Origin of the sequence: Streptomyces marokkonensis, from assembly GCF_008312835.1 — a bacterium.
Classification (GTDB): domain Bacteria; phylum Actinomycetota; class Actinomycetes; order Streptomycetales; family Streptomycetaceae; genus Streptomyces; species Streptomyces marokkonensis_A.
In genome coordinates, this window is sequence record NZ_VSKS01000005.1 from 329,571 (window position 1) to 342,752 (window position 13,182).

Sequence of the window (13,182 nt, forward strand, 5' to 3'; positions counted from 1 at the left end):
GCGGGCGGGGGTCAGCTGGTGCGGCCCTTGGCGTCGAACTGCTTCATCCGGTCGAGCACCGAGTCGGCCGTCGGCCCGTACACCTCGTCCACGATCCGGCCGTCGGCGAGGAAGATCACGCGGTCCGCGTAGGCGGCGGCGACCGGGTCGTGGGTCACCATGACCACCGTCTGCCCCAGCTCACGCACGGAGTTGCGCAGGAAGCCCAGGACCTCGGCGCCGGAGCGGGAGTCGAGGTTGCCGGTGGGCTCGTCGCCGAAGATGATGTCGGGCCGGGAGGCCAGCGCCCGGGCCACGGCGACGCGCTGCTGCTGACCGCCGGACAGCTGGGAGGGCCGGTGGCTCAGCCGGTCCGACAGCCCGACCATCCGGATCACGGTGTCCAGCCACTCCTTGTCCGGCTTCCGGCCGGCGATGTCCATCGGGAGGGTGATGTTCTCCAGGGCGGACAGCGTCGGGAGCAGGTTGAACGCCTGGAAGATGAAGCCGATCTTGTCCCGGCGCAGCTTGGTCAGCTGCTTGTCCTTCAGCGAGCCCAGCTCGGTCTCGCCGATGCGCACGGAACCGGAGGAAAAGGTGTCGAGCCCGGCCACGCAGTGCATCAGCGTGGACTTGCCGGAGCCGGACGGGCCCATGATCGCGGTGAACTCGGCCTGCCGGAAACCGACGGAGACCCGGTCCAGGGCGACCACCTGGGTCTCGCCCTGGCCATAGATCTTCGACAGCTCCGTGGCGCGCGCGGCCACTGCGGTGGTCCGGTCGGCCGGCGGTCCCTCCGGACGGAGTCCGGGGGAGGGTGCGGTGGTCACGGGATGGACGCTCCTGTCGGGACGACGTGTTCTCGGGGACGTCGTCCATCGTTCCGTCGCTTTGCCGCCGTGTAGTCACCCGCTGCTCCGGTTCCGGGGGGCGACTCGGGGCGGACCGCCGGACGCGGCGTCATACCTGGGGATGACGGCGCACCCTGAGCGGGCCGTGGCGAGAACAGGTGGAGCGCCCTTGTTCGGACGGTGAAATTCCGTCATTCCGCATACATGGCGGAGCGTCAGCCGCAAGGCTGGTGGCACGTGCTCACGGCGAGTTCCGGGTGCTGATGCACCCTCAGGCGCCAATAAAATAAGACAAGATCGGCCCATCCCGCCGCCGGCGGCGTGAAGGTCACCGATAGGCTCGGAGCCGCGAAGCGGAGCCCACGGCCTGCCCGGATGGTGGAATGCAGACACGGCGAGCTTAAACCTCGCTGCCCCTGAGCGGGCGTGCCGGTTCGAGTCCGGCTCCGGGCACCATCACGCTTCCCCCTCTTGATCGTCGACGGCACTCCCGGACGCCACCGCGCGGCCGATGACACCCGTCCGTATGCGGCTGGAAACTCACGTCCGGCGTGGGCGAGGGGGACGGCCGATGCGGACCACCGTGGGAATCATCGGAGCCGGGCCCGCCGGTCTGCCGGTGTCCGAACGGACGTTCCCTTTCGGTCGGCCCGGCATCCTCGCCGACGTGCCGCCCTCCCACGACGGGCCGGTCCACGCCCGCCACGAACGCCGCTTCGCCCTGCTGTCCCTGCGCACCCCGGCCGTCTCCGGGCTCCCGAGGCCTGCACGGGTACCCCGCTGGAGTAACCGGAGCAAGCGGATGATCTCCTGCCGGTTCCGGGCAGGTACCGGGTCGGTCATGGTCCGGCCCCTCGTGGTGAGGGGAATCGCCGGGCCGCGTAGCGTGTTGCGCAGCAAGACGAGGGAAAGATCCTCCCCAAGCATTAGGGTCAATCCTTTGCCTACCTATTACTCTTGAGCCAAGGCCGCATCGAGTGGCCATGGAGGAGTGAAATGAGGAGCAGAAACCCGGTCTTCTCGCGACGGGGGTTCAGCCGCGACAACGGCTACGCGGGCTTCAACACCGCGCCGCAGGCCGGGGGTCCCGCTGTCGCCACGCAGGCCAACCCGTACGCGCAGCCGACTGGCAACCCGTACGCCCAGAACCCGTACGCACAGCAGGACCTGCAGTACGGCGCACCGCCGCAGGCCCCGGCCGCCGCCGGACGGATGACGATCGACGACGTCATCGTGCGCACGGCGAGCACGCTCGGCCTGCTCATCGTGACCGCCGCGCTCTCCTGGGCGCTGCTGCCGGTCGACGACGCCAACATCAGCCGGTCCTACGGCATCGGTATCGGCGCCGCGCTGATCGGCATGGTCCTGGCGCTCGTGCAGTCCTTCAAGCGCAAGCCCACACCCGCGCTGATCCTGACGTACGCGGCGTTCGAGGGTGTGTTCCTCGGCGTCATCTCCAGCATCGTCGACAACCGCATCGCCGACGGTGCGGCCATGCAGGCGGTGCTCGGCACCATGGCGGTCTTCGCCGGCGTGCTGGTGGCGTACAAGGCGGGCTGGATCCGCGTCAACCGCCGTTTCTACGGCTTCGTGATGGCGGCCGCGCTCGGCTTCATCCTGCTGATGGCCGTGAACCTGCTGTTCGCGGTGATCGGCGGCGGTGACGGCCTCGGCTTCCGCAGCGGTCCGCTCGGCATCGTCTTCGGTGTCATCGGCATCATCCTCGGTGCCTGCTTCCTCGCCCTGGACTTCAAGCAGGTCGAGGACGGCATCGCCTACGGTGCCCCGCGCGAGGAGGCCTGGTTCGCCGCCTTCGGTCTCACGCTGACGCTGGTGTGGATCTACATGGAGTTCCTGCGGCTCATCGCGATCTTCAACAGCAGCGACTGACGGCAGTCGGCGTTTGGTACGCCACGTCACAGGCAAGGGCCCCGGTTCACCGGGGCCCTTCGTCGTGTGCGCCGGAAGCTAGCGCAGCTTGCGCGCGGCCCTTCTCAGGTCGTACTCGTGGACGATCGCCTTGGCGTGGCCGTACGCCAGGTCGTACTCGTGCCGGAGCCAGCTGACCTTCTCCTCGAAGCGGAAGAGCGAGGGGCCTTCTTCGACGGTGCGCAGCCAGTCGGAGATCTCACGACCGGTGCAATGGGGGATGCGGGCGAGCATGTTGCGGTGGGTCTCTGTGGAGAAGACTTGGGACATCGGCGCCTCCGGACGCTGGGATGTAAGCCGGTCCTTCAGGTCACCGTGCCTGAGCGTTCGCCCGTTGGCAACAGTCCTGCCGCGCCGCGTACGCTCACCGCGTGGTTGATACGACGCCCTTCACCCGTGCCGTGGATCATTTCGCCGACCGCCTCCGGGCCGCGCCGCAGAGCCGGCTGCAACGGGGCGGTGCCGCCGAAGCGCTCGCGCTGGCCAGGGAGTTGGCGCGGCGCACCCAGCTGGTCGAGGAGCCGGGCACCGAACACCGCGAGATGCCCGACGCCGGGATGTTCGCCGCCGCCGACCAGATCACCGTCGCCGGGCACGACCTGGCCCTCGTACTGAAGAGCGGCGACGAGGTGGAGGAGGCCGTGCGCCTCGTGGAGGAGGCACGCGAACGCGCCGGGGTCTAGCCGCTCCGGGGGCCGCGGAGGCTAGAGGGACGCGATGACGCGGTCCGCCAGGATGTAGACGCTCTCCTCGCCGCACGCGAAGGTCAGCGTGTACGCGCCCGAGATGCCGGAGCCGCCCAGCAGGAACGGGGTCTCGCCCGCGCGCAGGGCCGCGGCCAGGCGCTCCGAGGTCTCGCGGTGGCCCGGCGTCATGCACAGCGTCGTACCGTCGGCGAACACGTAGACGTCCAGGGTGCCCAGCGGGCCCGGGCGGACGTCGGTCAGCTCGGTGCGGGAGGAGGCCAGCTCCTCCAGTGCGGCCACGGTGCGCTCGTGGTCGTTCGCGACCGGTGACGGGTGGGGCACGAAGTCCGGGTGCGAGGGGTGCCGGCGGCGGGCCGCGGCCAGCTCGGGGGAGTCCCCGGCGTACTCCTCGGGGGCGTCGGCGCCCGGCTCGCTCACCGGCTCCAGACCCACGAAATCGGCCTGCCGGGGCAGGAACAGCTCGCTGTCGGCCAGGCCCAGCAGGGACGGCGCGTCGGAGGCGTCACGCGCCTCCTGGGCGGCCCAGAAGGCCCGCGCCTCGGCGAGCTCACGCTCGCGCTCCTCGGCGAGCGCCTCCGCGACGGCGGCGCGTATCTCGTCGGTCCCGGCCGAGCGGGCGGCGGGGACGTGCGCGCGCGTGGCGGCGGCCTGGTCCCTGGCCAGCTCGGTGTGCAGGGCCGTGACCTGTCGGCGCAGCACCATGATGCTGCGCAGGACGGCGACGCCCACGGCGCCGGTGGCGGCCGTGGTGATCAGCAGGGCGATCGGCATGGCGCTCACTGACGTACTCCCGGTTCAAAGTCGACCCCCGACTTCCTACATCAGCTTGAAGGGCGGACTAACCTTCTGTCAGTGCGTAACGTCACGAAACGGACAGCTCTTTGGTCGTGAGTCCGGTAGGGGTGTGGCGCTGACCTGCGGGGATTCCCTCGGCAAGAGGGATAGGTCACATCCTGGGGGAGATTGGATCACGGAACGGCCCGGACCCCGGTGCGACCGGGGTGCCGGGCCGATGTCTCACGGACGGTGGCCGGGTGGCTACCGTGCGGCTGCGACGCTCAGCTGAGGCGCTCGATGACCATGGCCATGCCCTGGCCGCCGCCGACGCACATCGTCTCCAGACCGAACTGCTTGTCGTGGAACTGGAGGGAGTTGATGAGCGTGCCGGTGATGCGGGCACCGGTCATGCCGAAGGGGTGACCGACGGCGATGGCGCCGCCGTTGACGTTCAGCTTCTCCAGCGGGATGCCGAGGTCGCGGTAGGAGGGGATCACCTGGGCGGCGAACGCCTCGTTGATCTCGACCAGGTCGATGTCGTCGATGGTCAGGCCGGCGCGGGACAGGGCCTGCTTGCTCGCCTCGACCGGGCCCAGGCCCATGATCTCCGGGGAGAGGCCGGAGACGCCGGTGGAGACGATCCGGGCGAGCGGGGTGAGGCCCAGCTCGCGGGCCTTGGTGTCGCTCATGATGACGAGCGCGGCGGCGCCGTCGTTGAGCGGGCAGCAGTTGCCGGCCGTGACGAGCCCGTCCGGGCGGAAGACGGGCTTGAGGCCCTGGACGCCCTCCATGGTGACGCCGGCGCGGGGGCCGTCGTCCTTGCTGATCACCGTGCCGTCGGGGAGCGTCACCGGCGTGATCTCGCGCTCCCAGAAGCCGTTCTTGATGGCCTCCTCGGCGAGGTTCTGCGAGCGGACGCCGAACTCGTCCATGTCCTGGCGGGTGACGCCCTTGAGCCGGGCGAGATTCTCGGCGGTCTGGCCCATCGCGATGTAGGGGTCGGGGACCAGGCCGTCCTCGCGCGGGTCGTGCCAGGTCGAGCCCTCCGACTCGGCGACGGCTGCGGTGCGGGCCTCGGCCTCGGCGAACAGCGGGTTGCGGGTGTCCGGGAGGCTGTCGGAGTTGCCCTTGGCGAAGCGGGAGACCGTCTCGACACCGGCCGAGATGAAGACGTCGCCCTCGCCGGCCTTGATGGCGTGCAGGGCCATGCGGGAGGTCTGCAGCGAGGACGAGCAGTAACGGGTGATGGTGCAGCCGGGGAGGTGGTCCATCCCCATCTGTACGGCGACCACGCGGCCGAGGTTGTTGCCCTGCTCGCCGCCGGGGAGGCCGCAGCCGAGCATCAGGTCGTCGATGTCCCTCGGGTCCAGCCCGGGGACCTTGGCCAGGGCGGCCTGGATGATCGTGGCGGTCAGGTCGTCCGGGCGCAGGTCCTTCAGGGAGCCCTTGAAGGCGCGGCCGATGGGGGAGCGGGCGGCAGAGACGATCACGGCTTCGGGCATCACGGCTCCAGACGGTTGGGGCGGCGCGTAGCGCCTCGTTGAGGGGTGGTGGTCGGGCGACGGGAGGGCATACCAGTGGGTTGGTACAGGGCTTCCTGGGAAGTTACCCGGCCGTATGAGCGGGGTCACGACCCTCACGGTGTGACATGGACCGCAACTGTCTAAGCGCTTGCTTGGTTCCCGCGACGCCGCCCCCGCGTCCACCGCCCCCGCGCCCGCCGCAACACCGTGCCCCGCCCCAACCGCCAAAACTGCCGCAACCGCCGCCACGGCCGCGGGCAGTCGTGCCGCCGGGGCGGCGCGGGTGGGCGCGACGGAACCCCGCGGGCGCCGGGCTGCGCGACACCCCCCGGCCCGTACCGACACCGCTCGCGGCGCTCGCCATGCGGTGCGTCGGGGGCTGTCCGCGTGGGCGGGCCGAAGGGCCGCCCGCGGCCACGGTGCCCGCCGCCACCGCGCACGTCGCTACGGCGCGCGCTGGGGCGAGGGCTCCCGCTCCGGCTCCGGGACCTGGCGCCGGCGACGGCGTTTCAGGAGGGCCCACGGCCCCCGCGGCCCGGACGGTATCGCCGCCGTGACCTCCGTGCCCGCCTCCGACGCCGCCTCCGCCGCCGCCCGGGCCACCGGCAGGAACCCCTCGCGGCGCGCGGCGTCCGGCCGTTCCTCGTCCGCCGGCCACAGCCCCAGCGCCGCGCAGACCGTCGGCAGCACCGCCATCGCGGCCGTGGCGTACCCCTCCGCGGAGGGGTGATAACTGTCGGGCCCGAACAGCTCCCGCGGATTCGCCGCGAACTCCGGCCCCAGCAGATCGCCCAGCGACACCGTCCGCCCGCCCTGCTCCACGGCGCCGATCGTCTGGGCCGCCGCCAGCTGCCGGGACGCACGCCGGGCCAGCCAGCGCAACGGCTGCTGCACCGGCTCGATGCTGCCGAGATCGGGGCACGTGCCGACCACCACCTCCGCACCGGCCGTCCGCAGCCGGCGCACCGCCGAGGACAGGTGCCGCACGGACTGGGTGGGCGGCATCCGGTGGGTGACGTCGTTGGCGCCGATCATGATCACGCAGATGTCCGGCACCCGCGACGGATCCGCCAGCGCCAGCGTCACCTGCCGGTCCAGATCGTCGGAGCGCGCCCCGGGCAGCGCGACCGTGCTCAGCCCCACCGGACGTTCCGCGATCGCCGCGACCCCGGACGCCAGCAGGGCGCCCGGCGTCTGCCCGGCCCGGTGCACGCCCTGCCCGGCGGCCGTGGAGTCGCCCAGCATCGTCAGCCGCAGCGCCGGCACGCCGGGCACCGTGTACGCGGCGCCGTACAGACCGTCCGCGTTCGGGACGTGAGGGCTCGTGCCGTTGCCCACGCGGCGCCGCGCCAGCTGCGCCTCCGCCAGCAGCAGCCCCACGGTGGCCGCGCCGGCCAGGCCGATGCCCCCGCCGCCGTACGCCGCACCGGCCGCGATCCGCCGGGCCACCCGCGCCCTCGACATGCCCGTCATGCCCGCCGCCACCTCCTCGAAGCCGTACCCAGTGCTTGCCCCGTACGGACGGTGGTCCAATCCCAACGGGGAGTGAACGACCCGGGCGGGTCCCGGCGCGGAAGGGCCTAGGCTGGTTCGACCACCACGACCACATCTTTTAAAAGCATCCGGAGACAACGGTGCAATTCCACGACTCGATGATCAGCCTCGTCGGCAACACCCCGCTGGTGCGGCTCAACAGCGTGACCAAGGGCATCAGGGCGACCGTCCTGGCCAAGGTGGAGTACTTCAACCCGGGCGGTTCCGTGAAGGACCGCATCGCCCTGCGCATGATCGAGGCGGCGGAGAAGAGCGGGGAGCTCCAGCCGGGCGGCACCATCGTCGAGCCGACCAGCGGCAACACCGGGGTCGGCCTCGCCATCGTGGCCCAGCAGAAGGGCTACAAGTGCATCTTCGTGTGCCCGGACAAGGTGTCCACGGACAAGATCAACGTGCTGCGGGCCTACGGGGCCGAGGTCGTCGTCTGCCCGACCGCCGTGGCGCCGGAGCACCCCGACTCCTACTACAACGTCTCCGACCGGCTGGTGCGCGAGACGCCGGGGGCCTGGAAGCCCGACCAGTACTCCAACCCCAACAACCCGCTCTCCCACTACCACTCCACCGGCCCCGAGCTGTGGGAGCAGACCGAGGGGAGGATCACCCACTTCGTGGCCGGCGTCGGCACCGGCGGCACCATCTCCGGGACCGGGCGCTACCTGAAGGAGGTCAGCGACGGCGGCGTGAAGGTGATCGGCGCCGACCCCGAGGGCTCCGTGTACTCCGGCGGCTCCGGGCGGCCGTACCTGGTCGAGGGCGTCGGTGAGGACTTCTGGCCGACCGCCTACGACCGTGATGTCGCGGACGGGATCGTCGCCGTCTCCGACAAGGACTCCTTCCAGATGACCCGGCGCCTCGCCAAGGAGGAGGGCCTGCTGGTCGGCGGCTCCTGCGGCATGGCGGTCGTGGCGGCGCTGGAGGTGGCCTCCCGGCTCGGTGAGGACGACGTGGTCGTCGTCCTGCTGCCGGACAGCGGGCGCGGCTATCTCAGCAAGATCTTCAACGACGAGTGGATGGCCGACTACGGCTTCCTGGAGGACGAGGGCCCCAGCGCCCGCGTCGGCGACGTCCTCGAGGACAAGGAGGGCGGCCACATCCCCTCCCTCGTCCACATGCACCCCGACGAGACGATCGGCCAGGCCATCGAGGTGCTGCGCGAGTACGGCGTCTCGCAGATGCCGGTGGTCAAGCCGGGCGCCGGTCACCCGGACGTGATGGCCGCCGAGGTCGTCGGCTCGGTGGTGGAGCGGGACCTGCTGGACGCGCTGTTCAGCAAGAGCGCCTCGCTCGACGACCCGCTGGAGAAGCACATGTCCGCGCCGCTGCCGCAGGTCGGTTCCGGCGAGCCCGTCGCGGACCTGATGGCCGTCCTGGGCAAGGCGGACGCGGCGATCGTCATCGTCGAGGGCAAGCCGACGGGTGTGGTCAGCCGCCAGGACCTGCTGTCCTTCCTCGCCAGGCACGAGAAGTGACGGGACGTCGGGCCGAGCGCCGGTGAACCCGCCGTGAACGGCGGGGTGTTGCCGCGTTCGTGATCTTCGTGGACTTCGCGGAAGTGGTACGAGGGCGTCACGTTCGCGCAGCACTCGCTTAACACGGGACAGGCACATTGGTGGGTGTCGGCAGGGACGGGAGCGGCTCCCCGTTCCGGCCGGCGGCCACACGGCGTCGAAGGACCTCCGGAGCGGCTCCCGGACCTCCAAGGACGCCTCGGACGCGCAGTCCGCCTCAGCGGGCGCGCGTCCCTCGCGGGGACCGCCGTCGTCCCGCCCCCCGGTCACGGGGGTGCGGCGGTCCCCGCGCAAGACCTCTCTCAGTCGTCCCAGTCGCCGTCCTTGGCGGCCTCACGGCGGCCGAACAGGCCCGGGTTGGTCCGGACGGCCTGGACGACGTTGACGCCGACGATGCCCAGCCAGGTGACCAGCAGACCGGGAAGATGGCCCACGCCCCCGCCGATCGCGGACAGCGGCACCGCGAGGACCAGCGACACGATCCCGAAGCCGAACCGCTCGCCCCAGGAGTCCGTGACCCTCGGCGACCGCGCGTCCCGGGCCACCGTCAGCTGCCGCTCGGCGAGCTGCCGGCGCACCCGGCGATCCACCGCGCCGTCGATGCGCTCGTCGACCTTCTCCAGGAACGAGTCGACCAGCGCGGATTCGTACTCCTCGCCCAGTTCCCTGCGCGCCTGCAGGGAGGCGTTGAGTTCCTTCTTCAGCTCGGCGTCGCGCGCGTCCATTCCGGTCATGCGCTCCACGGTAGGCAGGCGGGAGGCCGGGGGCACTGGGGGTAACCCCCGTCTCGGCCCTCGGGTTCGCCGCGCCCTACTTCTCGCACATCTTCTCGTCGGCCCGGGACTGCTCGACGTCCACCTTCTTCGGGGCGGCGACGGGAACACCGGCCTTCTTGAAGTCGGGGCCCAGGGTGAGGGTCATCGGCGCCGTCGCGTCCGCGCCCGCCGGGCCGGGCTTCAGCGCGGCGGCGGGCAGGCCCATGAGGTCGGCGAGCGTGCGGGCCTGGTCGGCCTGGTCCGGCGCGTACTCCAGGGTCGTCCTGCCGACCTCGGCCGGGGCGTTCCCCTTGTTCGTGGACCGGGAGACGCCCTCGCCGGTCTGCAGCCAGACCAGGGTCTCCTGCGCGGCGCCCTGCGGACCGCCGCCGTTGCGGACGTCGACGCGGACGGCGGACGCCTCGGCCCGCGGACCCTCCAGCAGCGCGGCCTGCTTGTCCTTGGCGTCCTTCTCCTTCTTCCTCACCTCGGTGAGGGAGACGTCGTTCTGCAGCATGCTGAACAGCTGCGGGGCCTTGACCGGGTGCGGGACGACGGTGACGGGCGTGGGCTCGGCCGGGTTGTCGATCACCGGCATCGTCATCAGGGTGATGTTCTTCAGGTCGATCCCGGCGAGTTCCTTGGCGAGGGTGAGCAGCTTCCCGGGGCTGCCTATCCCCTTGTCCACGGTGAGGGACTTGGTGGCGGCGTCGGCCACGTCGAGCATCTTCGACGGGCTGTCCAGGGTGTCCTCCTTCAGCCGGCGGATCATCGACGCGACGAACTTCTGCTGCATCCCGATCCGGTCCAGGTCGCTCTCGTTCTCTAGGCCGTGCCGGTTGCGCAGGAACGCCAGCGCGTCCTCGCCCTGGATCGTGCTCTCCCCGGCGGGCAGGTCGAGCCTGGTCCCGCCGTCCAGGTCCTTGAGGGGCTTGTCCAGGCAGACCTTGACACCGCCGACCGCGGTGGACAGCGTCTTGACCGCGTTGAAGTCGAACATCATGAAGTGGTCGACGTCGACGTCGGCGATCTCCTCGACCGTACGCATGGTGCAGCCCGGGTCGCGGCCGTTCACACCGTAGGACTCGTTGAACCTGGTGGTCCCCCTGGAGCCGGCGACGACCTCGGTGGAACCGTCGGGCTGCCTGGTCTCGCAGTCCGGGATCCTCGTCATGAGGTCCCGGGGGATGCTCACCACGGTCGCGTTGGTGCGGTCCTCCGAGACGTGGAAGAGGAGGGTGGTGTCGGCGTGGCCGGTGACGTTGTCCCGGTTGCCGTAGGCCTCGTTGCCCTCGCCGGTGCGGACGTCGTTGCCGATGATCAGGATGTTGACCGGGCCGTCCGCCAGCACCTCGTCACTGCCCACGTCACCGATGTCGACGGTGTCGATGTTGCCGTAGAGGCGGTCGTACCAGTAGTACGCGAACGCCGAGCCGCCGACGAGGACCAGGCCCAGGACGCCTCCCGTCCACACCAGCGCCTTCTTCCTGCCGTTCCTCCGGTTCGGCTGCCGGCGCCCGTGGTGGCCGGTGTCACGCGCGTCGTCCGGGGCGGGCGCGGGAGCGGGAACGGTGCGGCGACCGCGCTGCCCGGGGACGCGGCCGGGAGCGGGGGCGGTGGAACCGGGGCGGGACGCGCCGCGCTGCCCGGGGAACGGCGGCGGCCCGGGCGAACCGTTCAGCCGCAGTTCGTACTCGCCGGTCTCCGGGTTGAGTACCCACTGGTCGGCGGGGTCGGTCCCGTCCGCCTGCCCACGGCTTCGCGCGTCCACGCTCGTACCAGTCCTCCGTCGGGCGCCCCGGGGGCGTCTGCGTCTCAAGGCGCTTAATTGTTCGAGGCGTTACGCTATCCGGCCCGTACGGGATGCGCCGACGTCGTAGCAAAATCGTCGAGATCCGGATCTGTCCCCGGCCGGGCACAGTGCGTGATCTCCGCCCATCACGACGCGTGTACGGCGCGACGTCCCGTTCGCCTGTATAACGGCATGCAGACGTAGCGATCGATGAATGGGCCGAAGGGCCGAGGGGGAAGTCAGGTCATGAGCGGCACCGAGAGCCCCGCCGCGCGCCTCCAGGCGCTCTTCGAGGGGCATCGGCTGACACCGACCCAGCGGCGCATCGCGCACAGCATGGTGCGGCGGGCCGCCGACGTGCCGTTCCTGTCCAGCGTGGAGCTGGCTGAGCTGGCCGGGGTCAGCCAGCCCTCCGTGACCCGGTTCGCCGTCGCCCTCGGCTTCGACGGCTACCCCGCCCTGCGCCGGCACCTGCGCGAGATCGCGCCCGCCGAACCGGCGCCGGAGACCGGCTCGTACAACGAGTACCAGCAGGCCGTCGAGGCCGAGATCGAGAACCTGCGCCATCTCGCGGAGGCGCTGGCCGACACCGGCCCGGTGCGGCGGGCGGGACGGGTCCTCGCGGCCAGCCGGCCCCTGCCCGTGCTGGGGCTGCGGGCCGCGGCGGCACAGGCGCACGGCTTCGCCTACTTCGCCGCCAAGGTCCATCCGGACGTCCGGCTGCTCAACGAGGGCGGCACGATGCTCCACGACCGGATCGACGCGGCCGCCCGCGCCGGGGCGAGCGCCCTGCTGTGCTTCGCGCTGCCCCGCCATCCCCGGGAGGTCGTCGACGCCCTCGCCCACGCCAGGGAGACGGGGCTGACCGTCGTCAGCGTCGCCGACTCCCCGTTCGCGCCGGTCGCCAAGGTGTCCGACCTGCTGCTGCCCGCCGCCGTCGGCACCGGGCTGGCCTTCGACACGGCGTGCGCGCCGATGCTGCTGGGCCGGGTGCTGCTGGAGGCGATGTGCGACGACCTGCCCGACGCGCAGGCGCGGCTCGAGGAGTTCGACGCGAAGGCGGCGGCACGCGGGCTGTTCGTGGACTGAGCGCGGACGGCAGGCCGGCCGCCGCGTCTTCTCAGACTCGTCTCACCTTGCGTCGCTAATGTGCCTCTCCTGGGACACACAGGTATCGGAGGACGGGAGGCAGGACGTGACGCGCGGAGTACAGGGGCTGGCGCGGGTGGCCGTCGTCGTGCGGGCCGGGGCCGCGCCACTGTGGTGGCTGGGATTCTTCGCCGCGGGCATCGGGGTGCTGGTGCCGGGAGCGACCGGGCGCCGGATCGGTGTCCTGGCGGGCGCCGCGCTGTTCCTCGTGGCGGCGGCCGTCGTGGCGTACGGGCGGCGGGGGCGGTACCGCGCGCTGGCCCGCACGGCGGCGCGCGCGGGCAAGCACGACGTGCTCCAGGACCGCGCGGTGACCGTGCGCAACTGGCGCCGGGTGCACCGCTGGTGGCTGCTGCTCGCCTTCCTCGCCGCCCTGGGCACGGCGTTCGCCGCACCCGCCGCCGGCGGTCTGCTGCTCGCCGGGTGCGGGGCGGGGTTGTGGTGGAAGGCGTCCTGGATCGGCCGGCTGGAGCAGGCGGGCGAGGTCCTGCTGTGGGTGCGCGTCGACTGGCTGCGCGCGGGTGCGGGACGGCCCGCCGGCGAGGCGGTCAAGGCCTACCGCACCACGGGTGTCGCGGCGGGCGACGCGGCCCCGGGCGGCTCCCGCCGACGGGTTGCCGCGGCGGCCTGAGGGACGGGGCGTCCCGCGGGCGCGGGT

12 protein-coding genes, 1 tRNA gene and 1 pseudogene are annotated in these 13,182 nt (G+C 71.8%); 7 read left to right on the top strand and 7 right to left on the bottom strand.

Translation table 11 applies throughout. From position 1 onward, the window contains the following. Positions 1-11: 11 nt before the first annotated feature. Positions 12-809: an ABC transporter ATP-binding protein gene (locus F1615_RS11905; protein WP_149548879.1), complete on the bottom strand. Its 798-nt coding sequence runs from the start codon at positions 807-809 to the stop codon at positions 12-14. Positions 810-1,199: 390 nt separating this feature from the next. Here F1615_RS11905 and F1615_RS11915 point away from each other — a divergent pair. The 3 genes and pseudogenes from F1615_RS11915 to F1615_RS11920 all read left to right on the top strand — a co-directional run bounded on the left by F1615_RS11915 (position 1,200) and on the right by F1615_RS11920 (position 2,720). Beyond that, positions 1,200-1,286: transfer RNA gene (locus tag F1615_RS11915), tRNA-Leu, on the top strand. Positions 1,287-1,449: 163 nt separating this feature from the next. Next, a pseudogene (locus F1615_RS36210) lies at positions 1,450-1,587 on the top strand (4-hydroxybenzoate 3-monooxygenase); the annotation flags it as partial. A 239-nt stretch (positions 1,588-1,826) separates the two neighbouring features. After that, entirely contained in the window at positions 1,827-2,720 is an 894-nt protein-coding gene (locus F1615_RS11920) for a Bax inhibitor-1/YccA family protein (RefSeq protein WP_149548880.1), read from the top strand. Between the two features lie 78 nt (positions 2,721-2,798). Here the strand turns inward: F1615_RS11920 and F1615_RS11925 are convergent, their stop codons facing one another. Continuing rightward, a complete protein-coding gene (locus tag F1615_RS11925) occupies positions 2,799-3,029 on the bottom strand; it encodes a DUF4287 domain-containing protein (protein WP_149548881.1) in 231 nt (76 codons plus the stop codon). Positions 3,030-3,130: 101 nt separating this feature from the next. Here F1615_RS11925 and F1615_RS11930 point away from each other — a divergent pair, with 101 nt between their 5' ends. After that, complete coding sequence (locus F1615_RS11930; protein WP_149548882.1) at positions 3,131-3,442, top strand: hypothetical protein; 312 nt, start codon at positions 3,131-3,133, stop codon at positions 3,440-3,442. Between the two features lie 21 nt (positions 3,443-3,463). Here the strand turns inward: F1615_RS11930 and F1615_RS11935 are convergent, their stop codons facing one another. The 3 genes from F1615_RS11935 to F1615_RS11945 all read right to left on the bottom strand — a co-directional run bounded on the left by F1615_RS11935 (position 3,464) and on the right by F1615_RS11945 (position 7,239). Beyond that, entirely contained in the window at positions 3,464-4,246 is a 783-nt protein-coding gene (locus F1615_RS11935) for a hypothetical protein (RefSeq protein ID WP_149548883.1), read from the bottom strand. A gap of 278 nt (positions 4,247-4,524) precedes the next feature. After that, the gene (locus F1615_RS11940) at positions 4,525-5,745 is read right to left on the bottom strand and encodes an acetyl-CoA C-acetyltransferase (protein WP_149548884.1); all 1,221 of its coding nucleotides are present in this window, start codon (positions 5,743-5,745) and stop codon (positions 4,525-4,527) included. A gap of 465 nt (positions 5,746-6,210) precedes the next feature. Next, positions 6,211-7,239, bottom strand: a complete 1,029-nt coding sequence (locus tag F1615_RS11945; RefSeq protein ID WP_149548885.1) for an SGNH/GDSL hydrolase family protein — start codon at positions 7,237-7,239, stop codon at positions 6,211-6,213. Between the two features lie 161 nt (positions 7,240-7,400). Here F1615_RS11945 and F1615_RS11950 point away from each other — a divergent pair, with 161 nt between their 5' ends. Beyond that, a complete protein-coding gene (locus F1615_RS11950) occupies positions 7,401-8,789 on the top strand; it encodes a cystathionine beta-synthase (RefSeq protein ID WP_149548886.1) in 1,389 nt (462 codons plus the stop codon). Between the two features lie 341 nt (positions 8,790-9,130). Here the strand turns inward: F1615_RS11950 and F1615_RS11955 are convergent, their stop codons facing one another. Continuing rightward, positions 9,131-9,553, bottom strand: a complete 423-nt coding sequence (locus F1615_RS11955; RefSeq protein WP_167533725.1) for a hypothetical protein — start codon at positions 9,551-9,553, stop codon at positions 9,131-9,133. Positions 9,554-9,638: 85 nt separating this feature from the next. Then, positions 9,639-11,354, bottom strand: a complete 1,716-nt coding sequence (locus tag F1615_RS11960; RefSeq protein ID WP_149548888.1) for an LCP family protein — start codon at positions 11,352-11,354, stop codon at positions 9,639-9,641. Between the two features lie 267 nt (positions 11,355-11,621). Between F1615_RS11960 and F1615_RS11965 the strand changes: the two genes are divergently transcribed. Together F1615_RS11965 and F1615_RS11970 are read left to right on the top strand one after the other, a co-directional pair. Further along, positions 11,622-12,464, top strand: a complete 843-nt coding sequence (locus tag F1615_RS11965) for a MurR/RpiR family transcriptional regulator (RefSeq protein ID WP_149548889.1) — start codon at positions 11,622-11,624, stop codon at positions 12,462-12,464. A 106-nt stretch (positions 12,465-12,570) separates the two neighbouring features. Further along, positions 12,571-13,155, top strand: a complete 585-nt coding sequence (locus tag F1615_RS11970) for a hypothetical protein (RefSeq protein ID WP_149548890.1) — start codon at positions 12,571-12,573, stop codon at positions 13,153-13,155. Positions 13,156-13,182 lie beyond the last annotated feature (27 nt).

Excerpts from the sequence above, each read along its gene's own strand:
- F1615_RS11920 (WP_149548880.1), top strand. The coding sequence starts at position 1,827 with ATGAGGAGCAGAAACCCGGTCTTCTCGCGACGGGGGTTCAGCCGCGAC.
- F1615_RS11925 (WP_149548881.1), bottom strand. The coding sequence starts at position 3,029 with ATGTCCCAAGTCTTCTCCACAGAGACCCACCGCAACATGCTCGCCCGC.
- F1615_RS11940 (WP_149548884.1), bottom strand. The coding sequence starts at position 5,745 with ATGCCCGAAGCCGTGATCGTCTCTGCCGCCCGCTCCCCCATCGGCCGC.
- F1615_RS11945 (WP_149548885.1), bottom strand. The coding sequence starts at position 7,239 with ATGACGGGCATGTCGAGGGCGCGGGTGGCCCGGCGGATCGCGGCCGGT.
- F1615_RS11955 (WP_167533725.1), bottom strand. The coding sequence starts at position 9,553 with ATGGACGCGCGCGACGCCGAGCTGAAGAAGGAACTCAACGCCTCCCTG.
- F1615_RS11965 (WP_149548889.1), top strand. The coding sequence starts at position 11,622 with ATGAGCGGCACCGAGAGCCCCGCCGCGCGCCTCCAGGCGCTCTTCGAG.